Annotated in this window: 10 protein-coding genes; 9 read left to right on the plus strand and 1 reads right to left on the minus strand. The window is 39.6% G+C overall.

The genetic code is table 11. From position 1 onward, the window contains the following. The first annotated feature begins 59 nt into the window (after positions 1 to 59). The 5 genes from BIZ38_RS12200 to BIZ38_RS12220 all read left to right on the plus strand — a co-directional run bounded on the left by BIZ38_RS12200 (position 60) and on the right by BIZ38_RS12220 (position 14,016). Positions 60 to 2,696 carry a TonB-dependent receptor gene (locus tag BIZ38_RS12200; RefSeq protein WP_166339714.1) on the plus strand — a complete coding sequence of 879 codons (2,637 nt, stop codon included), beginning with the start codon at positions 60 to 62 and terminating at the stop codon, positions 2,694 to 2,696. A 1,788-nt stretch (positions 2,697 to 4,484) separates the two neighbouring features. Beyond that, positions 4,485 to 7,307, plus strand: coding sequence for a TonB-dependent receptor domain-containing protein (locus BIZ38_RS12205; protein ID WP_054553672.1), 2,823 nt, complete (start codon positions 4,485 to 4,487; stop codon positions 7,305 to 7,307). Between the two features lie 278 nt (positions 7,308 to 7,585). Further along, positions 7,586 to 11,785 carry an ATP-binding protein gene (locus tag BIZ38_RS12210; protein ID WP_187490366.1) on the plus strand — a complete coding sequence of 1,400 codons (4,200 nt, stop codon included), beginning with the start codon at positions 7,586 to 7,588 and terminating at the stop codon, positions 11,783 to 11,785. Positions 11,786 to 11,895: 110 nt separating this feature from the next. Then, a complete protein-coding gene (locus tag BIZ38_RS12215; protein ID WP_054553670.1) occupies positions 11,896 to 12,201 on the plus strand; it encodes an H-NS family nucleoid-associated regulatory protein in 306 nt (101 codons plus the stop codon). Positions 12,202 to 12,270: 69 nt separating this feature from the next. Further along, positions 12,271 to 14,016, plus strand: a complete 1,746-nt coding sequence (locus BIZ38_RS12220; RefSeq protein WP_187490367.1) for a DEAD/DEAH box helicase — start codon at positions 12,271 to 12,273, stop codon at positions 14,014 to 14,016. A gap of 25 nt (positions 14,017 to 14,041) precedes the next feature. Here the strand turns inward: BIZ38_RS12220 and BIZ38_RS12225 are convergent, their stop codons facing one another. Then, entirely contained in the window at positions 14,042 to 14,374 is a 333-nt protein-coding gene (locus BIZ38_RS12225; RefSeq protein WP_054553668.1) for a ribonuclease E inhibitor RraB, read from the minus strand. Between the two features lie 171 nt (positions 14,375 to 14,545). On the opposite strand from BIZ38_RS12225, the gene BIZ38_RS12230 reads away from it, so the two are divergent. From BIZ38_RS12230 to hrpA, 4 genes are all read left to right on the plus strand, one after another. Next, positions 14,546 to 16,273, plus strand: a complete 1,728-nt coding sequence (locus BIZ38_RS12230) for an autotransporter assembly complex protein TamA (protein WP_187490368.1) — start codon at positions 14,546 to 14,548, stop codon at positions 16,271 to 16,273. Further along, a complete protein-coding gene (locus BIZ38_RS12235; protein ID WP_187490369.1) occupies positions 16,273 to 19,959 on the plus strand; it encodes a translocation/assembly module TamB domain-containing protein in 3,687 nt (1,228 codons plus the stop codon). The genes BIZ38_RS12230 and BIZ38_RS12235 overlap by 1 nt, the downstream gene beginning before the upstream one ends. A gap of 91 nt (positions 19,960 to 20,050) precedes the next feature. Continuing rightward, positions 20,051 to 20,929: a peptidylprolyl isomerase gene (locus tag BIZ38_RS12240; protein ID WP_138602109.1), complete on the plus strand. Its 879-nt coding sequence runs from the start codon at positions 20,051 to 20,053 to the stop codon at positions 20,927 to 20,929. 69 nt (positions 20,930 to 20,998) lie between these two features. Next, a complete protein-coding gene (hrpA, locus tag BIZ38_RS12245) occupies positions 20,999 to 24,889 on the plus strand; it encodes an ATP-dependent RNA helicase HrpA (RefSeq protein ID WP_187490370.1) in 3,891 nt (1,296 codons plus the stop codon). Positions 24,890 to 24,937: the final 48 nt, after the last annotated feature.

Below are 24,937 nucleotides of genomic sequence, written 5' to 3' on the forward strand. Positions count from 1 at the left end.
TGCATTTATTTTGAATAACTATAAATATTCCATGAATAACATGGTCCAGGGAGAATCAAATGTTAAATAATAAAGTTTCAAAAGCTGTTCGCTTAGCGGTTGCTTTTGGTGCAGCTTCGACAGCTGCATTTTCTGCTAGTACATTTGCTGCAGATGAAGAAAACGCAGGGAAAGTTGAACGCATCGAAGTAACAGGTTCACGTATCAAGCAAGTTGATATGGAAACTGCCTCACCAGTGACAGTTATTACTGCAGCTGATATCCAGTTATCTGGTGAAGCGACAGTTGCAGATGTATTAAATAACTCGTCTGTAAACAGTTTCGGTTCTTGGCGTGGTATGTCAGGTTATGGTTCAGGTGCCGCCGCAACTTCAAATGTTAATATGCGTGGCCTTGGTGCAAACTATACACTTGTATTATTAGACGGCCGTCGTATGCCAGGTACTAGTTCTTCTTCTGGTGCTGCAGCTGATACGTCACGAATTCCAATGGCAATCGTTGAACGTATTGAAATTCTTCGTGAAGGTGCATCTGCGGTATATGGCTCTGATGCGGTTGCTGGTGTAATCAACATCATCACTAAAAAAGATTTTAATGGTTTAAACTTCACATATGACACAGAGTTACCTTCAGTTGAAGGTGGTGATACTAACCGTTTCTCAGTGACAGGTGGTTATGCATCTGATAAAGGTAATATCACATTAACTTACGAACACTACAAAGCAGATGCAGTTTATGACCGTGATATCTGGGAATTAGATTCTGAATTATACGGTGCATTTTCGTCTTACAGCTCTGTTCCAAATGGTCAAGGCAAAGACTCTAAAAACTGGTACTCAGCAGACTTATGTGATGTTGCAGATAATACAGTACCAAGTAGCGACGGCCGTTGTTTATATAGTTATGGCGCTGTGACTAAGCTTTTCGCTGACGCAGAACAAGACTCAATCCTTTCAAACTTTAAGTATGAGTTAACAGACGACTTATATTTCCGTGGCCGTGCAAGTGCTTCAATGTCTAAGACTGATGCTCGTTATGCTGGTACACCTGTATCAACTACAAAACCGACTATGTATGCTGATAACCCTATGAACCCATATGGTGAAGATATTTCACTAAGCATGCGTTCAGCTAACTTGGGTAACCGTGATACTCGCGTTGAAATTGCTAACATTGATTTTGTTGGTGGCTTAGTAGGTTATACTGATATTGGTAACGGATTTGACTGGGAAATCAATGCGCAGCGTAGCCGCTCTACGACTGAATCATTCAACCGTAATCTAATTAATGATCCACTTGTACAATCTCTAATCGATACAGGTGAATACGATATCTTCAATACTACAGGTATGGATTTTGCTTCATGGGATGCACAAATGGCAGAGCTTTATGCTGGTGCAGCTCACATGGGTACCTATAAAGCAGAGTTCGAAAGCACTCAATTTGACGGTTTAGTTTCTACAACGCTTGTTGATAATGAATCATTTACCTTAGCGGGTGTAGTAGGTGCTGAGTTTGAAACGATCGACTTCACTCAGTATTCAGACCCTCTATCTGCTTCAGGTAATGTGTCAGGTGGTTCAGGTGGTGATGATGTATTTGCAACACGTGACCGTACTTCTAGCTACTTAGAGCTACAAGCTGCTTTCCCATTCGGTTTAGATTTAAATGCTGCAGTTCGTTACGATAAATATGAGCAAGAAGGTGACGTAGGTGCATCTGTTGTTGCAGGTGAATTCGATAACGTAACTAGTCAACTTGGTGCTGCTTGGCGTATCACAGATGACTTATTAGTACGTGCAAGCTGGGGTGAGTCTTTCCGTGCTCCAAACATGGGTGAGATGTTCTCTAGTCAATCTTTAAGCTTCGAAACTAACTACGATACACTTTGGTGTGATAACCAAGGTAACGCTGCAAGCGATACTGTTTACTGTGCGCCAAGTGGTACACAACACAAAACGTGGTTTGGTGGTAACCCAGATTTAGAGCCAGAAGAAGGTGAGTCTCTAACTGTTGGTACAGTTTGGAATGTGACAGATACACTTTCAATGGAAGTTTCATACTACAAAGTAAAAATTGATAACCGTATTGCTGCAATCAGTACAGATCGCTTACTTTCAGATGAAATTGAAAATGGCTCTAACCCAGCTGTTGTGCGTGATGCAGAAGGTAAAATTGATGTAATGTACAGCTTCGATCAAAATATGGCTTCTTTAGAGACGTCTGGTTTTGACTTTAAAGCGAACTACACTCATGAAACTAATATCGGTGATTTCTCATTACGTGGTGAAGCAAGTTACGTTGAAGAGTTTGTAGAAATCACAGAAGCAGGTGCTGATCCTTTCGATTACTCTGGTCTTCAAGATTACCCAGAGTGGCGTGCAAATATGACGCTTGATTGGAAATATGATAACTTTGGGGCTGCTTGGTCTACTTACTACATTGGTAAACAAGAATCAGGGGCAGAAGAATTTAACAATCCTTCTTTAGCGCCAGTTGCGAGCTACTTCAAGCATAATGCACAAGTATCTTATACACATGATTGGAACGGTAAAGTAACATTTGGTGTGAATAACATCTTCGACCGTGAAGCACCTAAATGGTACGACGGTTTCTACGACTACCGTGATGCTTCTACAGCACTATATGATGTGCTTGGCAGAACAATTTTCTTAAAAGTAGAACAAACGTTCTAATTTTAAAGAATGCATAAGCTTCAAAAACCTCGCCTAATTGCGAGGTTTTTTTTAAATAACAATAAATCTATAGGGTTATTTATATTGAAATACTTACCTATGTAATGCTACTCAACTGGGTGTTTTCTTGGTATGTGATAGCAAGCCAGCAACACACTGATAACTATAACTTGAAGACTTCTAGAAATCGCCAAATTTCCAATTTATCACTGACTTTAAATTATTTTCTCCAATAAAAAAGCGTAAAATATAATAAATATTGAAACCGAAGGGTTATAAATTATAAAAGTAATTCTCCAGTTTGAAGAGCATGATATGAATACCGTATCGTGACCAAAGAGTAAGGAGGCTGTTTTTATATTAAATAACAATGCAAAAGAAAATTTTAGTATTTATAAAACTAAAACTGACTCTAAAGCGTGCGATTTGTTGGCGCTCATGAAGGCACATCAGGCATATGCTCAGCGTTTTCTATAGTACAAATGCTGACAACAAATCCCGAGCATATTTTCATTAGCTTTAACGGTTGAAACTTAAAGGTTCCGGAACTTTATAAACTACCACTAATAGCCGTAGGAATGAGCTAAAAAAGGCGTATTCGTAAAATAGATATGATGACAAAAAGTTTAGGTAATGTTAGAGCTTAGCCACTTGATCATGATGGTACAGTTCGTGGAACTGCAAAAATTGATAATTTTTAAGGGTTTTCTCTATAAAGGTAAAGCCGTACAAGACTTCAAGGTGCTTAAACTGCTTAATGTTGTAGTTAAGGATATAAATTTGTAGATGTTATAAGTATTCGATTTGTAATAAAAATTGTTTTTTATAAAGCGATACTTACCCTGAACACTACATTTATTCGACGAAGCAAAACAGAGCTAAAGTTTCCATCAGCACCTATGTGTTGGAAATATAGCTTGGTGCTATGCCTTTTCTGAAATCGATCAAACTTAAGAGCCGAAATAAGCTTATATTTTATGGTTATCAAAAAGTTCTTTAGGAAAAAATTCCCCACTAATTGTTAATCCCTATCGTCGTTCTTTTAGTATTCGAGGTTATAAGGGGTTAACTCTGCGCTTCAGTGTTATGCAACCTTAGATTATGTAACTGCAGCAGGCCGAGCTTATTTCAAAATTTGAGTAGTGTTATTGATTATAGATATCAGTGAGCCATTACCTAAACATTGGAAACCTCACCGTGAGCCTTTTAGAAAATCAGATTGGCGGTATAGTAAATAAATCTTTGATGATAAAAATGTCACCTTACGTTACACAGATAAAATTAAAGCGTCGGTTATGGTTGTTCAAGGAATTGAAGGCTTAAGTGTAGTTATGTAGCACAAGACCGATTTACATGAAGCACAGACAAAACAGTAGGAAATTTTGTCTGATGTTGAATGGATCATGAAATAAATTTAAGAACGAGCCTTTTAATAGCAAGAAAATAAAGTTGAGCTTTATACAAAAATGAAAAAGCTTTTAGAAAAAAATACGAAATAATAGGTTATCTAATAAATATAAAAATCCCGAATTTAAGCTGGTTATCTTGGTTTTAGTTTTTTATTATTTCGAATATATGAATTAATGTGAAATATATGTGACGTTACTTTTCTTCAAATACTTATATGTATGAAACTTAAAATTCACATTTAAAATCAATGGTTAAAAAGCTGTTGACCAAATGTTGTTCCTGATATTAGTATTTAATTCCCTTAAAGGGTACTAGTACCTTTTATGGGTTTAAATAAATTAATAGAGTCATAACATGGATATGACCAGGGAGATTCAAATGTTAAATAATAAAGTTTCAAAAGCAGTGCGTTTAGCAATTGCTTTTGGCGCAGCATCAACGTCAGCATTTTCAGTTTCTGCAGTGGCTGCAGATGAAGGTGCAGAAAAAGTAGAGCGTATCGAAGTAACGGGGTCACGTATTCGCTCTACTGACCTTGAAACAGCACAACCAATCCAAACAATAAGTCGTGAAGATATTGCTAATCAAGGTTTCACATCTGTTATTGATTTGATTGAAAATATGTCTGCAGCTGGTTCACCGCCAATCAGTCGTTCTGAGCCATTAGTGTCTGGTGAGAATGTGGGTGGTAACTACGTCAACCTTCGTAACTTAGGCGCCAGCCGTACTTTAGTTTTAATCAATGGTAAGCGTTTGGGTATTACTACCTCTGGTTATCAAGATATCTCGGCTATTCCAATGGGAATGGTTGAACGTATTGATGTGTTAAAAGATGGCGCGTCTGCAATGTACGGTTCAGATGCAATGGCTGGTGTTGTTAATATTATCACTCGTAAAAACTATGAAGGTCTTGAGTTCACAGTATACGGCGGTGGCTATGACGATGGTGATGGTGAGAAGAAAAACATTAGTATGGTCACTGGCTTTTCGGGAGAAAAGGGTTCAATTACTTTAGGTGCTGAGTGGCGTGATGAAAGTGATGTATGGGCGAGAGACCGTTCTTTCTCAGAAGTATCATATCCAGGTTATGATATTCCAAATAACCGTACTTTAGTGGGTCAATATGGTCGTTTTTATTATAATGATCAATGGTGGGTTGCTAAGCGCCCAGGCAATGCTTCATCTTTTGACGATTTTGAACCGCAAACTTATGAAAATGGTTCAAGTAATTCAATTGACCAAATGCATTTAGAAACGCCTTTAAGTGCACGCTCTCTTTATATCAGCTCTAACTACGATATTACTGATAGTGTTAGTTTTACAAGTGATATCGGATATAGTGAACGTGAAGCGTTACGTCAGGTAGCAGGTTATCCATATCAATCAGCGTCAGATGGCTTTGTGTTAAGTGGTGATAGCTATTTTAACCCAGTTGGCGAAGATGTTTCATTTACTCGTCGTGGTTGGGAAGTTCCACGTACAACTGAAAGTAATCAAGATACTTTGCGTTTTACTGCCGCATTAGAAGGCTCTTTCGAGTTAGCTAATCGTTATTTTGACTGGGATGTTGGTGGTGTTTACAGCAAGAGCACAACTGTTCAAGTAGACAACGGTAACTTCTATAAGCCTGCTATTGAAGCCGCTACTGGCCCTTCATTTTTAAACGCATCGGGAGAAGTTCAGTGTGGTACTGAAGATGATCCAATTTCATCAGCTGAGTGTGTTGCGTGGAATCCTTTAGCAGGCTTCGGTGCAGGGCCTGTTGAAAACTCGCTAGCAGATCCTGATGTACAAGACTTCTTGTATCCTACACTGCATTATCGTGGTGAAACTCAAACAACAATGTACTTTGCTAACATAAGTGGTTTACTTGCAGAGTTACCTGCAGGTTCATTAACTTTCGCTGTTGGTACTGAGTATCGTAAAGAGTCGGGTGAGTATAATCCTGATGCACTAGCGCAACTCGGTCAAAGTACTACTCTTGCATCTGGTGCAACGGGTGGCGGTTACGATGTTACTGAAGGTTACGCAGAGTTAAATGTTCCTATTTTATCTGATGTTGTTGGTGCTAAGTCTCTAAACGTTAGTCTTGCGACTCGTTACTCAGATTACAGTACTTTTGGTGATACAACGAACAGTAAAGTAGGCATTGAGTGGCGTCCAACTGATGATTTATTGGTTCGCGGTACTTGGGCTGAAGGCTTCCGAGCTCCAACAATTAGTAACTTGTATGGTGGTGGTTCTCAAACTTTTACAACAGGCTTTATCGATCCATGTGATTCAGTTTATGGTACAGCAGCTGGCTCTGCGCGCTGTTTACAAGATGTACCAGCTGATTACCGTCAGTTACAACAAGGCTTTGTGCCGACGACTGGCCCTGCAGCTCAAACACCAGTGCCATTCAATAGTGGTTCAAATCCACTGTTACAACCAGAAGAGTCTGTCAGTAAAACCGTTGGTTTTGTTTACAACCCAAGTTATGTTGAAAACCTTGATATCATCCTTGATTGGTGGAGTATTAAAATCACTGACACGGTAGTTTCTGACTCACCAAATGAGATCTTAAAAGATTGTTATATTGGCGGTGATGAATCACGATGTGCAATGTTTTCACGTGATCCGAACAACTCAATTGTTAACGATTTAACATATGGTACGCGCAATGCTGGTTTCACTGAAACATCAGGTATTGATCTATCATTAGCATATGCATTTGAAACTGGTTTTGGTGACTTCCGTGCAACTCTAGATAGCACATACTTACTAAAATATGATTCAAAATCGACAAATGATCCAACAACTAAAGTTGAATCAGATGTAGGTCATGGAGATACATTTAGAACACGTGCTAACTTTGGCTTGAATTGGACGTATGGAGATTTCAGTGCAAACTGGGCGATGCGTTATTTCTCTTCAATGCGTGAGGACTGTTATTTTGAAGACCGTTGTAGTGATCCAAACTTCCAACGTGATTGGACTAATGGTGTAGTTGTGCCTAAAAATAAAGTAGGCTCTACTACATTTAACGACCTACAGTTCACTTATAATACGCCATGGGAATCTAAGCTTTCTATTGGTGCTAACAATGTATTTGATAAACGTGGTCCTATTATGTACTCAGGCCCAAGTTCTACTTATTCATATTACGGTGGCTTTGATATTGGTCGTCAATTGTACTTCCGATACTCACAAAGCTTTTAATGTGTAAATAAAAATAAAAACCCACTGACTAAAGTGGGTTTTTTTTAGTTTAATTAACTGCTCTTGATTATTTCTTACTTCATACCCATTGGCTTTTGCAATAGTTTAGAGGTGGAAAATATGCGCATGCTATTTTTAAATAATTAACGCAATCTTTATTCGAATGGCGACTGTACGTCTGTATCGAATCATCTATTTGTTAATTTTTATAGTAGCTAGTTTTAAACAAAAATTGAGTATTTAAATTTCACTGCTAGAATGTAGCTAGTTATTTACTTTTGCTTGGTTTAGTTCTGAAACGACGATTTCTCTTTTACCTTTATGCTATTACGCTTTTATTCTCTTGTATTGCTTCTGCGACGCAACTCAAAGCGGGTATCGTAAGTTATAATTTTTTTCCTTATCACACCCAAGACGCAAATGGTCAATATACTGGTGTAATTGTTGGTTACAGTAACGAAATAGCGCGTTTAGCTGGTGCCGATTTAGAGTACCGAGTTTACGACAGTCTTGACGAGCTTCTGGACGGACTTAAAGCTGGTGAAATAGACTTTGCGGTTGGATTGAATAAAACTACGCAGCGCAAAAAACATTATTTATTTTCAACACCCTTTATGGAAGGTCCACGTGGAATAGTTGTAAATCAATCTATTGCAAATAGTGCCTTAAAGAACTTTGCTAGTTTACGATGGGTTTGTATCACTGGGAGTTCGCATTGCGAATATTTAGCTGAAAATGGGGCGCTTTATATAAATCGGTTTATAAAACCAGATGATGCGTTTAAAAAAGTGGCGGATGGCTCATTTGATGCTTTTTTAGGTGATTATTCAGTTTTGTCTCATCAGTTAAAAAATCGTGGTAAAGACGGTCTTAAAGTTGTAAGTCCTATCTGGCTTTCTAGTGAAACATTTCATGTCATGTTCAACCAACAGAAAGCGGCTTTACGTAATCAAGTTAATTCTTTTTTAGCATCTATCTCTCCAACCACGAAACAATTATGGGAAAGTTCGGCAAGTGAAGAATATTTGGCCGCAAAAGCCTATAGTCAATTCAAACGTGAATTCAATAAAGTAAGTGTGAAAGGCAACAATAATTATTTACTTACGTTCTCGTTTATTGATGGTTTGTTTCCAATTAATGACACAAATCAAATTGGCGAAGCTACAGGCTATTTAAATGATACCCTTGAGTTACTATCTGAACGAAGTGGGTTCCAGTTTAAATATATCCCTGCTGCAAATTCCAAAGAATTAGAAAGATTATTTTTAGCGAATAAGATCGATCTCATTCCGACGATGACACCAACAAGAATTAATGAAGGTGTTTTGATTGCTTTACCGCCGCACGTAAGCGTAGAAATGGTTTTAATTTCTAAACGTTCGAGTAAAACTCAGCGTATTGGTTATATAGATCTGTTTGCAGATCCAAAAAAGAAGCTGCCAAGTGCTGAGAATTTAGAAACGGTGTCATTTAGCTCAATTGTGACACTTTTTTATGCTTTGAGGAACGACACAATTGATAGTGTTATCTTACCGCAAAGCATTGCGGCATATCAATTGAATCAGTTTTACATAGGCGAATTTTATATCAACCCTAAATACCGATATAATCAGCCGATCTATTTCCTTGTGAATAAAAACTTTACTGAAGTAGTCAGTTTACTTGAAAGCCTTTTCAAAACACTAACGAGCAATGACTTCAATCATATTGTCAATCGCCATGGTATTTTTAATATCGAGCGTGGATATGACAAAACCACCGTTAATACAACTGCAATTTTAACCTTAATTCTTATCTGTATTTCGATTATTTATTTTGTTAGCTGGCGGATTACCATAAACCGTGAGATTTCAAAACGAAAAGAGGCTGAGCAAGTTGCGTTAAGTAAATTGAACTTCACTCAAAAGCTCATCGACGATTTACCTACAATGGTAGTGATACAAGATTCTGAGCAAAAAAGGATAATGTGGAACAAAGCCTATAAGGATAATTTTGCTCATTTATGGGACGAAAAAAAACGGTATTTACGTGACGAGTTAGCACAAGTTAGCCAGTTATTGACGCAGAATAAGCAAAGCTTGCACTCTGGAAAAGTTTTTAATCGTCAAATGAACTTTACCAATAAAGTAGGAAAGAAGCTTGAGCTTCTCTACACTAAAAAGCCATATCTTGGAGTTGATGGTCAGTTGGCAGGGATTATGACCGTCATCACTGATTTGACTGAACATCATAACCTTCAAAGGGAAAACCAAGCGGTTCAACAATTATTACAAACGATTACTGATACTATCCCTGGCGGGGTATTTCAGTATGAATATTATGATAATGGTGAAGGGTGTTATACCTATATTAGCAAAGGGGCGCAAAGTTTATTGGGAGTAACATCAAGACAACTCAATAGCCGCGGTATGACCGGATGTATTTCCCCTTGTATTGTTGATGAAGACCGGGTGCAAATAGCTAAAGCCTTTAAGCAAGCAAGTAAGCGCAAAGGCATGATTGATATTGAGTTTAGAATTAATAATCTTGGCCAAAAAGTTTGGTGTCGTTATATTGCCAATGCACAAACAAAAGGCAATGATATACAACAAGGGGTTAGGTGGAATGGTATCTTATTAGATATTAGCTTACTCAAACATCATCAAGTTGAATTAAATAAGGCCAACCAACAGGCGCTTCAAGCTGATTTAGTTAAAAGTCGTTTTATTGCGACGATGAGTCATGAATTAAGGACGCCTTTATCTGGGGTAAATGGTTTTATTGAGCTTTTAAAATCATCACAAGTAGACAGTGAGCAATCTACTTTAATCGAACACATTGAGGTTTCAGTAACTAAACTACAAGGTTTAGTTGATGATATTCTATATTTTGCAGACACTAGTACGGGTAACATCGAAGTAGTGGTTGAGAATGTTGATTTGGAAACTCATTTGTGTCGCATTCTACGAGCACATGAATATCAGGCTAAACAGAAGGGACTTCATTTCAATTTAAATTGGCTGGCTGCTGCTTACACATCGACATCGGTTGATATTAATCATTTAATGCATGTTTTATCACACCTACTAAGTAATGCAGTTAAATTCACAAGTCAGGGCTCAATAACTTGCGAGGTAAAGTTTGAGAAACAGTTGTTAAATATCACAATTACAGATACCGGTAAGGGGATGACAACTGAAGAGCTTGCTCAAATCTATAAACCATTTGAGCAAGCCGATAACTCTTTTCAACGCCAATTTGGCGGAACAGGTTTAGGCTTAGCGCTAGTAAAACAGCTGGTTGACGCGATGCAAGGCAGTATCACTTTGTCTAGCACATACGGCAAGGGTACGCATGTTTATTTATCTATCCCATTGCAACATACTAAAAAGCCTCAATTAAGCACATCATCTGGGTATTGGATTGTTTGTAGTAAAAGTGAAGAGCTGGTCAGGCTGCTTGGAACCATGGCAGTCAAACATACCATACTTGATTGGCCCTTGGAGTTATCTGAACTTAGTCAGACTGAAAATTTAATTATTGATGAGCAATACATGGTTGCGTTACTAGGAGAGCAGTGGCGTGCTAAAAAAGCAGGCATTGCTGCTAAGTATACTATTGTGCCATCAAGCCGAAATACTCAACAAGTAAATGATTGTAATTGTCATTTACTACCTATCGAACCACTTTATCCCGATTCATTACGAGAGCTACTTAATAATATTCATACCACCTTAGATATAATTAGCCCAGATAAAGCGCATTTATATGGCCAGATTTTAATTGCTGAAGATAATAAAACTAATCAATTATTACTTGAAAAACAATGTCAAAAATTAGGTATAAAAGCTGTAATGGTCGAGGATGGATTAGCTGCTTTAAGGGCGCTTGAAGAAGGGGACTTTGATCTACTCTTAACAGATTGCCATATGCCTCACTTAGATGGTTTTAAGTTAGCCGAACAGATCAGGACGATAGAAAAATTCCAGAACTTGCCAATTATCGGTTTTACTGCAGATGACTCTAAAACCTGCTTAAATAAAGCTCTCAGCTCAGGCATGAACAGTGTTTTGTTTAAGCCGTATAAACTTAATGAATTGTATAATCGGCTTGCCGAATTTATTGATCTTAATAAAGACGATGAAAACATTATTACAGATAGTAAGAATGTAAGTTTGCAAGGGATCAAAGATATACAGCATTGGCTTAATGTTTTTGGTAACGAAAGTGATGCAAAAATGTTGGCTGAGGTGTTTATAAATAGTTTGCAGGATGATTTGAGTACGTTAGAAGGTCACCTCAATAGTGATGAGTTGGATAAAGTGTCTGCTGCTATTCATAAACTGAAAGGAGCGCTTGTCATGCTTCAATATCCACCTATCTCAAAACTAATTGTAGATACGGAAAAGACGTTTATTGATAATCATGATACTGCCATTGTTATTGATTTAATTACTGAGTTAAAAGACGTCATTGTTCAGATCAGAGCATGGGTATAATAAAAAGTTAGGATAAAGAATTAGAGTCGAATAGATTATTTTATGAATAGGGCATATACTAACTCATGTTTATACATTTTACTTAACTTTAATATTAAAGAGAGCTCTCAATGAAAGAAATCCGATCTTTTGTAAAATCTGCGTCATTATCTGAATTAGAAAAAGCAAAACAGCTAATCGACACAGCTATCGAGAAATATACTCAACAGCAAGAAGCTAAAAAAGAGGTACTCGATTTACTAAAAGAAAAAGGACTTACATTAGAAGATCTACAGGATGTAGTAACAACAGACAAACGCACTAAGGTAAAACCGAAGTACCGCATCGAATTTAATGGCGAAATTGTAGAATGGACAGGCCGTGGTAAACGACCTAAAGCATTCCAAGGTGTCGATTTAACAAAACACCTTGCTTAATTTTTTGCTTTAAAGAATACCAGGGGAAGCGTATGCTTCCCTTTTTTATGTCGATTATAGTCCGATAACATGAAGTACGTACTCAGACCCTACCAACAAGAGGCCGTAGAGCGCACGGTTGCTCACTTTCGACAAACAGATGACGCAGCACTAATTGTGTTACCAACAGGGGCTGGAAAAAGCCTGGTTATTGCTGAACTTGCGCGTATTGCCAAACAAAAAATTATGGTGCTTGCGCATGTTAAAGAATTGGTAGAACAAAACGCCGAGAAGTATATTAGCTTTGGCTTTAAGGCAAGTATTTTTTCTGCGGGGTTAAAACAAAAGTCATTAACGGAGCAAGTGACCTTTGCGAGTGTGCAATCATTGGCACGTAATACCGATAAGCTTACCGATGCTTACTCTTTGTTGATCATTGATGAATGTCATCGTGTCAGTGGTGATGAACAAAGTCAGTACGGGCAGGTGATAACGAGTCTAAAAAAACAAAACCCCAATCTTAAAGTACTTGGTTTAACTGCAACACCTTTTCGTATGGGAATGGGCTGGGTTTATCATCATCACTATCATGGTTTTGTTAGAGGTGATAAAGACGCACCATTTAAAAAGTGTATTTTTGAGTTACCGCTGCGCTATATGATCAAAAACGGCTATTTAACGCCGCCTCATGAAGTCGATGCAGCTATTAGCCATTATGACTTTTCATCACTGCCGAGTGATTCATTTGGTCGTTACAGCATTGAGAATATGAATGCGTTATTAAAAGACAGCACGCGCGCGACAAAAGCCATTATCAAGCAAGTAATAGAGTACAGTGAACAGCGTCATGGTGTGATGATCTTCGCTGCAACCGTGATGCATGCCAAAGAAATTACTGGCTACTTACCTGAGGGTAGTACGGCACTTATCACCGGTGATACTGATAATAACGAGCGTGATCGAATTATTAATCAATTTAAAGCAAAAAAAATAAAGTATTTGGTTAATGTATCCGTACTCACGACGGGCTTTGATGCCCCTCACGTTGATTATATTGCGATTTTACGGCCCACCGAATCTGTCAGTTTATATCAACAAATAGTGGGTCGAGGCCTTCGTTTAAGTGAAGGAAAAAAAGACTGCTTAGTTATTGATTATGCTGGTAATGGCTTTGATTTGTTCTACCCAGAGGTAGGGAGTAAAAAAGCGCAAAGTGATAATGAGCCTGTTCAAGTACTATGCCCTGGCTGTGGATTTGCGAATATTTTTTGGGGTAAAACTGATGGCGAAGGCAAGGTGATTGAGCATTTTGGTAGGCGCTGCCAAGGCTTGCTGGACGATGGTGAAGAGCAAATACAGTGTGATTATCGTTTTCGTTTTAAAGAATGTGAGCAGTGTGGTGAGCAAAATGACATTGCAGCAAGGCAGTGTCAGTCTTGTGGTGCCATTATGGCAGACCCTGATGATAAACTGCGGGAAGCGCTTAATTTAAAAGATGCTTTGGTATTAAGGTGTAGTGGTTTGTCGGCACAGTTGCTCGCAAAAGGTTTACTTAAAATTAGCTACTATGATGAAGATGGAGCTAGTTGTGATGAGGTTTTTAACTTAGCAAATGACACCGGGCGATTTATTTTTAATAAGCAGTTTGGTAAACGAGCAGCACCCGGTTTTACCCCAATGGATTGGCAAAGCGCGGAGCAGGTTGTTAATTTACAACAGCAACTACTTGCACCCGATTTTGTGATTGCGCGTAAAAATAAAAAATACGGTTGGAAAGTGGCAGAAAAGCTTTTTGATTATCAGGGCAGTTTTCGTAAGGCGAATCAACTAAGTTGATCCCCTTACGAGATGTAGGAGTGGCTTATTCTTCTTCGGCCATTAAACCCCAGCCATCGCCATATCCATTATGGCCATTAGCGATGCTTTCTAAGTATTGTTCTGTTTGGCTAAGTAAGGTGTGTTCTGGCACCATCTTCACACGGGTAATTACTTCCCACACCCCTGTATCTGGGCACTTGGTTAGTTCTGTTGAAGGGGCAAGCTCATCACTTGTTATCGCTTTAGCAAATTTCTCTGCTTCAGGCTTTTGTTCAAAAAGAATATAGAAATCGATAGTTTGCATACTGGTTAAATCAACACCAGCGTCAGCAATTTCAGCTAATAATTGACCGTTTTCGTCATCAGGGAAGTGCATTTAGTCGCTCGTTCATTATAAATCTAGGTATTGTCCGCTATTGTAGCGAAAATAATTGTTTAACGCGTACTAATTTTAACATTTCAATTATGTCAGTGGCTATGGCACTGTGCTAGTATCTTTTTGTACTCATTTTAGATTATGACTCTTCCAAAAAAGTAAGGATATTTTTTGTATAATCGGCATTTCTTTTTTGTCTTTGTTTTTTTCTGCTTTTCATACAGCCAGCACGCGATTAGTGCCTCAACTGTTATTAAAGATTACAAAATTCAGGGGATCAGTGGTGAGCTCGAAAAAAACGTTGAGCTTTACATTAAGCAACTAATTGATGAAAAAACCTCAAAGGCATTAAAGCGTCATGCTAAAAGCCAAGTAGAAATGAGTTTAAAAGCGCTTGGTTATTATAAGCCGACTATCAAAATTAGTTTTGATAACGCACAACAGCTATTAATTGTCGATGTTGAGCGTGGTCCTGTTACTCGAATCGCAGATATCAATGTAACCATTACAGGTGCCGGTAAAGATGACGCCGAATTTATGTCTGCCGTCAACAGCATCAAAATCAAACAAGGTGACTTTTTAAATCACGGCAAATATGAGGCCGCGAGAAAGCGCATCGAAAGCCAACTATTAGACTTAGGTTATTTTGATGCAAAATGGCATGAGCATAAATTGGCGGTATCGCTAAAAAATAATAGCACAAAGATTATTTTTAATGTCGATACTGGGCCTCGTTATCAGTTTGGTGATATCACTATTGGTACTGAGACCCCGGCTGAAAAATACATTCGCTCGCTGGCTGAATTTAAACAAGGTCAGCCATATAAAGCGACTGACATTTCTGATTACAACTTAGCACTGTCGAGCACCCCTTATTTTGCCAGTGTCCGTGTGTATGCAGACATTGCAAAACGTAAAAACAATCAAGTGCCTGTTAATGTTGATGTATTACATAAACCAGCCAATAGCTATGAAGTGGGTGGCGGTTTTAATACAGATTTTGGCCCAAAAGTTCGCTTTAAATGGACTAAGCCATGGATAACGGAAGACGGTCATTATCTTGAAAGCAACTTAAATGTGTCAGAGAGGCAGCAAGATATTTCGCTAGGTTATACCGTCCCAGTAGACGACCCTAATGATGATATTTGGCGTTTTTCGTTAGGCTATAAACTCGAAGATGGTGTAACAAATGACCTTTACAGTAAAATTTTAACTGGCCAATTACAGCGCCAGTGGCTAACCGAAGATGATTGGGTGCGAACCGCATTTATCCGCCGTGATTATGAAACCTACCGAATTGGAGAAGAAGAACAAAGTGCAAAAATGTTGATGCCGGGTATCAGCTACGCGAAAAAAGACACTGAGGGCGGAACGACTCCTTACGAGGGGTACCAATGGCTGCTGTCAGCTGAATTTGGGTTAGAGGACATGATGTCTTCAACTAATATCCTACGTTTACAACTGCAAAACGCATGGTTGAATACCTTCGCCGATCGTCATTTACTGTACTTAAGAGCTAATTTAGGTGCCATGCTGGTTGAAGATATTAATGACGTACCGTTATCGCTTCGTTTCTATGCGGGGGGGGATCAAAGTGTCCGTGGTTTTGCTTATGAATCTATTTCACCTGAAGATGAACAAGGTCGTTTAATTGGTGGTAAATACTTAATAAGCGGTACAATTGAGTATAACTATCAATTTGCCGAGCATTGGCGAGCAGCTTTATTTGTCGATAGTGGTACCGCAACAAATGATTTTAGCGACCGCGTCGAAGTCGGTGCTGGCTTTGGTTTTCGGTATTTAACACCGGTTGGTCCTGTACGTATCGACCATGCTTGGGGTTTAACAAAAGAAAGTAAAAGTACCCGATTAAGTATTACCATAGGACCTGAAATCTAATGAAGATGTTAAAAAAGATAACCAAGGTTCTATTAATTACGCTGGCAAGTTTGCTAGTTATTGTGTTTTGTTTGTTATTCACCGCGCCTGGTAATCACTTTATTGCATTCACGGCGAATAAGTTAGTTGATGGCTTATCAATCAAGTTGCCATCTGGTCGTTTTTTATATAACGATGCGTTTAGTGTTCACTTTGAAAATCAAAGCATCAAGTTTGATGCAAAGCAGCTAAAAATTGATTTATTTTGGTGGCGTTGTGATGGGGTTTGTCTTGATAATTTAAGCGCCCAATCGATTGATTTAAATATTAAAAATCAGGCTGCATCAACTGAGCAGAGCACTGAAACAGAACCTAATGTTGAGCAAGTCACACAAATTAGTTTACCTATGAAGGTCGTTGTTAAGCGTGTTGCAATTAATCGCTTTAATCTAGCGCACCCAAGTGCCGATGTAACAGTCAACAAACTAAACTTAAGTGCTCGCGGCGAAGCAACGGATTTAACAGTGGATACACTGACTATTGCTGATGTTGCTGTAATGCTGCACGAAACAAAAGAGCAGCCTAAATCAGCCCCATTAACTGAGTTGCCAGCATTGCCCGCAATTGATATTAGGGTCCCGATTGATGTTGAGCTAAAGCAATTTCAAATAAGTAAAGTTGCCATTACCCCTTATGGCGCAGAACAGGCTCAGCTTATTGAAAATATTGAATTGGTTGCCTCAGCCAAAGAGAGCGATATTAATCTTAAAAAGCTTGCTGCAAGCTATCAGCAATGGCAATTGCATACTAATTTAACGGCTGAGCTTTCTGGTGAAAACACTATTGAGGGGGCCGTGTCTGTAAAAAGCACTGAACATCAAGCTAATCTGTCGCTTTCAGGCCCGCTTGCGGATTTAAAGTTAAGTTTAGTAACGCAAGGAACATACCCTGCACAGTTAAAAGGGGCTGTGAATCTAAAACAAACAAATTACCCATTTGATTTAACAGGCCAGATAGCAAAGTGGCAAATTGCCACAGACACACAGCAGCTGCAATTATCGGAATTTGATTTAAAAGCCAAAGGCCATGCCGATGCTTATGCTGTCGATTTGAGTTTAGTCACGCAACTAGACGCATTACCTGCGATGACTGTGAAATCAAAATTACAGGGTAGTTTAACAAATGCAAAACTTGAGCAATTAAGCCTCAATGCTAATGACAGTAAAGCAGATATTAACGCATCTGTTGATTGGTCGAATGGGGTAAAAAGCGAATTTAAAGGGGCTTTAAGCCACTTAAAAGCCCAATATTTAACGGATGCTCTTAGTAGTGATTTATCTGGTGAATTCAATGGTTCATTTAACTTACAGGCAGGTGAGTGGCAGCTTGCGTTAGATAACACGCAATTAAATGGCTCTGTGAATCAAATTCCAGTGACTTTGTTGTCGGATTTTGAGCTTGATAGTAGCTTGCATGCAAGTTTTAAAAAACTTGAAATAAAAAGCGGTAAAAATGAAATTGCGTTATCGGGACAGGTGGATAAAGTATGGCGTGTCGACGGTAAATTGCGTTTAGATGCAAGTGATCAAGATGTTTTGCCTATGCAAGGCAAGGGCTTTGCTGATCTGAGTTTGCGTGGAGAGCGTCTTGAGCCTACTGTTGATTTAAGTTTAGTCCTGAATACCTTGAGTTATCAAGATATTCAGGTTGACGGTTTAACATTAAAAGGGCAATTTGATTACGCCGCAAACTGGCAAACGGATGTATCACTGGTGCTTGATTCCGCATCGATCGCAGAGCACAAAATTAATCAAATTGAGTTAGATGCCAGTGGCGATAAAACAGATCACCATTTAACTTTTTTACTCGATGCAGATCAAGGCAAGGCATCATTCGATGTTGACGGTAAATTTAATAAAGAAACTTGGCAAGGTGCATTAAGTCAAATTCTTGTTACTGATAATCAGGTGCGTTTTGGCACTAATAAGCCAGTTAATATTCAAGTGAATACCAAAACCTTTGACTTTAATGTAGGCGCGCATTGCTGGCAAAGCGATAACTCAAAACTATGCTTTGAGACCTTGCAGCAAACTAAACAATTAGGTCAGTTAAATGCACAGCTTGCTGCGTTATCTATTGCTGAATTTAAACACTTCTTACCCGATAACTTGAAAGTAACTGGCGATGCAAACGGGGAGTTTGTTGCTAATTGGAATAATGGCGCATTAAAAACCATCCGTGCCAATATCAAAACTCAGCAGCTAGAAGCATCTTTAATTGATGGGGCAAATGTTTATAAATTACCAGTCGAGGTTTTAGAGGTCTCGGCAATGAGTGACGCGCAAGTTGGTAAACTTAATGCTACCCTTGACTCCTCTGTGTTAGGTAAAGTGACGTCCGAGCTCAACATTGATGATATTCAAAATCAGCAGAACTTAGCGGGCGACTTGGTTATTGAGAAAATTGAGTTAACAAACTTACGGCCTTTTATTGCGTCACTTGAGCAATTAACAGGCGACATTAAAGGCCGATTAGCTATTGCAGGCACCTTGAAAGAACCATTACTCAATGGTGACTTTGATGTCGAAAAAATCAATCTTGAAGGGGCAACCTTGCCTGTATCGCTGCAAAACTCTTATGTGAACATTGCATTTAATAATCAAAGTGCAACGCTCAAGGGGGAGCTCAAAGATGCTGAAGGAGGCGCGCTCGATTTGTCAGGTGGGATTGATTGGCAGCAAGAACTACCAGACGTTGATGTGAAGTTAAATGGTAAAGAGTTTTTTGTTCGTGCTCAGCAAGATGTTACCTTTAAAGTGTCTCCAGATTTAACTATGTCGTTGAAAGATAATGCGTTTAATCTTGATGGCCAAGTCGTCGTGCCATGGGGGCGTATCGCCATTGAAGAGCTGCCGGAAGGTGCTGTGCAAGTCAGCGATGATGAAGTCATTGTTGATATTGAGCAGCAACAGTCAGAAAAAGTCCCTTTTGATTATGCTATTAACTTAAAGGTGTTGGTTGAAAATGATGTGCGCGTTGACTCGTTTGGCTTACAGTCGAAAGTTGAAGGCGACATCAACATCAGCATGGACCAAGTTACACCGATGATAGCAACGGGTGAATTGAACCTTGTTCAAGGCACCTACCGCGCATTTGGCCAAGATTTGATAATCCGAACTGGACAAGTTGGTTTTAGCGGCTCAATTGAGAAGCCTTACCTAAATATTAAGGCAATTCGTAACCCTGATAACACCTCGAATGGTGTGATTGCAGGTATTACCTTAACAGGTAATGTTGAACAACCTTCGTTAAAAGTATTCTCAGAGCCTGCGATGGATCAAGCACAAGCATTGGCTTATTTATTAAATGGGCAACCTCTTGATGAAGGAGATAGCTCGACCGATGCGATGCTCACTCAATTATTGCTTGCCCAAGGTGTTAACCGTAGTGAAGGAATGGTTTCTAAGATTGGCGAAAGCTTTGGTTTGTCAGATGTCAGTTTAAGTTCAAGTGGTAGTGGCGATGACACTAAAGTTGAAATATCTGGCTATGTTACTCCAGGCATTCAAGTTAAATACAGTGTCGGTATTTTTGATTCATTAAGTGAAGTGGCGGTTCGCTATCAACTGCTGTCGCAACTGTATATTGAGGTGACCAGTGGCTTGAATCAAAATGTTGATATTCTTTATAAGTTTGATTGGGATTAATACCTACGCTTGTGATCAAACATCGCTTTTACTTGCTTATTTAGGTTTAAGTTAATAGGCTGAATTGTCAATTACTTAAAAGATAATAACAATGAAATTAAGTCTATTAACCTTATGCCTTGGTGCCTTCTTAGCTGCACCAATTGATGTTGATGCAAAAGAAACTAGTCAAAAACGTTCTGCTGGCGAAATCATTATGACCGCAAGTAGCAGTGAGTGGCGAGAAGTCAGTGCCGAAAACGTCATTAAATTAACCTTACCTACGGGTGCGGCTTATATCGAACTAAACGATGAATTAGCGCCCATTCACGCAAATAACATGCGACAGCTTGCCAAAGAAGGGTTTTATCAAGGCCTAAGTGTGTATCGATTTGTTGAAGGGTTTGTCGCGCAGGGCGGGGATGCTAGCGAAAGTAAACCCGTTAAAAATGCCAAAAAAGGGTTACCTGCTGAGTTTTATCTACGCACAAAGACGCCTTTAGCGATTACAGAGCTTAAAGGGCCTGATGGCTATGCCACTAAAACGGGCTTTTTAAATGGCTTTGCTGTGGCACAAAACCAAAGCCAAACAGAAACATGGCAAGTACATTGCCCAGGGGTCTTTGCCATGGCCCGCGATAATGATATCAATTCGGGTGGTACCGAATTTTATGTAACCATTGGCAATAGCCAGCGCTATTTAGACCGTAATATCACCGTGTTTGGTCGTGTTTTAGAAGGCATGGAACACTTTAATTTATTGCAGCGTACAGCCACTGAAGGTCAGGCATTTAACCCCATCACCGATATGCAAGTATTAGCAGATATTAAAGACACTGATAACAGTGAATTTCGGGTGATGAAAACAGACTCAAATGCATTTAAAGCCCTCATTGAAGCACGTAAAAACCGAGTAGAAGCGTGGTTTGTTGAAAGCCCCAATTTTATCGATGTGTGTGCAATGCCAATTCCAACCGAACGGATTAAATAAAGCCATGACCACCTGATAGATTATTTGATACAATATCAGTCTATTGGTTAAGAAATATAAGGGTATCGGGTGGTTAACCTAGGTCCGCTGTTTGGCGAATTAAAAACGTGTTTACGCAAAGATCAATTCATCTTCAAAAAACGCCTTCATGGCATCAAAAAAATCAACGATGAAACTAAGCAAGCGAGCATAGCGCAAAAAATAGCTGAAGATATTAGCCGTTCGCAGCAATTGCGCGAGCAACGTTTGACTGCCTTACCTAAAGTGACCTACCCAGAGCAACTTCCTGTTAGCCAAAAGAAAGATGATATTAAACAGGCGATTGCCAATAACCAAGTGGTGATCATTGCCGGTGAAACAGGTTCTGGTAAAACGACGCAGATCCCAAAAATGTGTTTAGAGCTTGGCCGCGGTGTTGATGGATACATTGGCCACACGCAGCCTCGTCGACTCGCGGCTCGAAGTGTCGCGAATCGTATTGCAGAAGAAATGCAATGCGAGCTAGGTCAACAAGTGGGCTTTAAAATTCGCTTTAGTGACCAAGTTTCTGACAATAGCTACATTAAATTGATGACAGACGGTATTCTGCTGGCTGAAATTCAACAAGACAGATACCTAAACCAGTACGATACCATCATCATCGATGAAGCCCACGAACGTAGTCTGAATATCGATTTCATCTTAGGCTATTTAAAAAATTTACTGCCAAAACGTCCTGACTTAAAAGTTATTATTACCTCAGCAACAATTGACCCTGAGCGCTTTTCTAAACATTTTGACGATGCACCCATCATTGAAGTATCAGGTCGTACTTTCCCAGTAGAGGTTCGTTACAGACCAACTACTGAAATCAATAAAGATGAGATGGAAGCGGATGGTGACCAATTACAGGGTATTTTTGATGCCGTTGATGAGCTGTGTGATGAAGGTCCCGGCGATATTCTAATTTTCATGAACGGTGAACGAGAAATTCGTGATACCGCCGATGCGTTATCAAAGCGAAACCTCAAAGGCACGGATGTTTTACCGCTTTATTCGCGTTTATCAAACGCTGAACAGAACCGAATTTTTGCGCCGCATAGCCGCCGTCATATTATTTTAGCCACCAACGTGGCTGAAACATCACTAACGGTGCCGGGTATTCGCTATGTTATCGACCCAGGTACCGCGCGTATCAGCCGTTATAGCTATCGTACCAAGGTACAACGATTACCGATTGAGCCAATTTCACAAGCTAGTGCCAATCAGCGAAAAGGCCGCTGTGGTCGTATTGAAGCGGGTATTTGTATTCGTTTATATAGCGAAGAAGACTTTAATTCGCGTCCAGAGTTTACTGATCCTGAAATTTTACGCACCAACTTAGCCTCTGTTATTTTGCAAATGCTTGGTTTAGGGCTTGGCGACATGCAACAGTTCCCGTTCGTGCAAGCGCCAGATAGCCGAAATATTAACGATGGTTTAACGCTACTTGAAGAACTCGAAGCCATTAAGCCAGCTAAACGTCATAAAAAGACTGAGCTTACTAAATCAGGCAGAAGTTTAAGCCGTTTACCGGTTGATCCACGTTTAGCGAAAATGGTGCTGACTGCCGATGGCTTAGGTGCACTGCGTGAAGTGATCATTATTGTTGCGGCATTGTCGATTCAAGATCCACGAGAGCGACCACAAGAAAAACGCGGTGCAGCGGATGAAAAGCACGGCCGTTTTGACGATCCAGATTCAGATTTTATCGCCTTTTTAAATTTATGGAATTACCTTGAAGAGCAGCAATCTGAATTGAGCAATAGCCAATTTAGAAAGTTATGCCAAAAAGACTTTTTAGCCTATATGCGTATTCGCGAATGGCAAGATATTGTTTATCAGCTATCAACGGTGTGTAATGAAATGGGCATGAAGGCCACTACCAATGTTGCTGATAGCGAACGAATCCATCAATCTTTATTGAGCGGTATGCTAAGTCATATTGGTTTTAAAGATGAAAAACAAATTTATAAAGGCGCACGCAACAGCCAGTTCCATATTTTTCCAGGCTCAGGATTATTTAAAAAGAGTCCAAAATGGATTATGTCGGCTGAGCTTGTTGAAACCAGCAAACTTTATGCGCGGATCAACGCACGCATAGACCTAAAATGGGTTGAAGGCTTTGCACAGCATTTAGTAAAGCGCAGCTACAGCGAACCGCATTGGGAGAAAAAGCCGGGTGCAGTTATCGCGTTTGAACAGCAAACCCTGTATGGCCTATTAATTGTTAATAAGCGCCGCTGTGTTTATAGCAATATTGATCCAAAAGTAAGTCGCGAGTTGTTTATTCGCTCGGCGTTGGTAGAGCAAGAGCTGGGTCAAAATGAAGGGTTTTTACACTATAACCAAGAGTTAATAGAAGATATTCAGGTTCTTGAAAATAAATCTCGCCGCCGTGATATCTTGGTTGATGAACAAACCTTATTTGAATTCTACGACAAGAAAATTCCGCAAGATGTAAATAATCGTGCCGCGTTTAATAAGTGGTGGAAGGGACAAAAACAAAAAGATAAGCGCTTTTTGCACATGTCTCGAGAAGAATTAATGCAGCATGGTGCCGATCATGTCACTGAGTTTGATTACCCAGATACTTGGCAGCAAGAGAACTTGTTGTTACCACTGGCTTATCACTTTGATCCAGGGCAAGCCGTTGATGGTGTTGCGGTACAAATTCCGGTAGCACTGTTAAACCAAGTGCAAGAAACTGGCTTTGATTGGCATATTCCTGCGTTTAGACATGAATTAATTTGTGCGCTTATCAAGTCGCTACCAAAAACGATCCGTCGCAACTTTGTGCCTGCGCCAAACTACGCCGACGCGGTACTCGCAGCAATCGAACCAATGCAAGGCAACTTAATTGATGCAATTAGCACGCGCTTATTACGTATGACAGGTGTGCGTGTTGAGCCAGATGCATGGGATTTATCAACCCTTGCTCCGCATTTACGCTTACAGTTTGAAGTACGTGATGAACACGATAAGTTACTCGCTCGCGGTTTAAATTTATCTAAACTAAAAGCCCAGCTACAAGGTAAGGTAACGGATACCTTATCGAAAGTAGCCGACAAGGGCATAGAGAAAGCTGATTTGACCGAGTGGAGTTTTGGTGAGTTACCAAGTTCTTACGTGAAAAAGCAAGGTCAATACGAAATCAAAGCGTTTCCAGCGCTGGTGGATAAAAAAGACTCAGCAGCGGTTGAGTTATTTGATAATGAACACAAAGCTCAGCTGGCGCACCAACAAGGTTTACGTCGCTTAGTGTTATTAAATGTGCCATCACCGATTAAGTATTTACAGCAAAATTTACCGAATAAATCTAAATTAGGTTTGTACTTTAATCCGTTTGGTAAGGTCAATGACTTAATTGATGACTGTATCGCTGCAGCCGTCGATAGCCTACTAACTAAATATGGCAACATCCGCACTGCAGATGCGTTTGAAAAAGCGAAAGAGCAAATTCGTGGTGAGCTTGGTGACACGGTGGTTGAGATTGCCACCCAAGTAGAGCAAGTGCTAAGTATTGCACATGGCTTAAATAAACGGATGAAAGGACGCGTTGATCTAACCATGATAACAGCGCACGGTGATATTAAATCACAGTTACAAAGCTTAGTGTTCAAAGGCTTTGTTAGCCAGCATGGGGCAGCAAAGATGACGGATTTAATTCGTTACTTAAAAGCCATTGAACGCCGCTTAGAAAAGCTACCTGTTGACCCTAACCGCGATAGGTTGTGTGTACTTGAGCTTGAAAAAGTAGCCGAGCAATATCAAAAACTAGCGAACAAAATCCCTAAGGGAATGCCAATTCCTGAAGAGATCAGTGCGATATTTTGGATGCAACAGGAGTTACGTGTTTCTTTATTTGCACAAACACTAGGGACACCTTATCCTGTATCTGCTAAACGTGTTTTAAACGCAATTAAAGAATCTGAGTTATAATACTAAGGAATGAGCAATGGAGGTGTCACCTCCTTGCTTGACGCTAAA

It is taken from the genome of Pseudoalteromonas sp. BZK2 (genome assembly GCF_014349195.1).
Taxonomy (GTDB): domain Bacteria; phylum Pseudomonadota; class Gammaproteobacteria; order Enterobacterales; family Alteromonadaceae; genus Pseudoalteromonas; species Pseudoalteromonas simplex.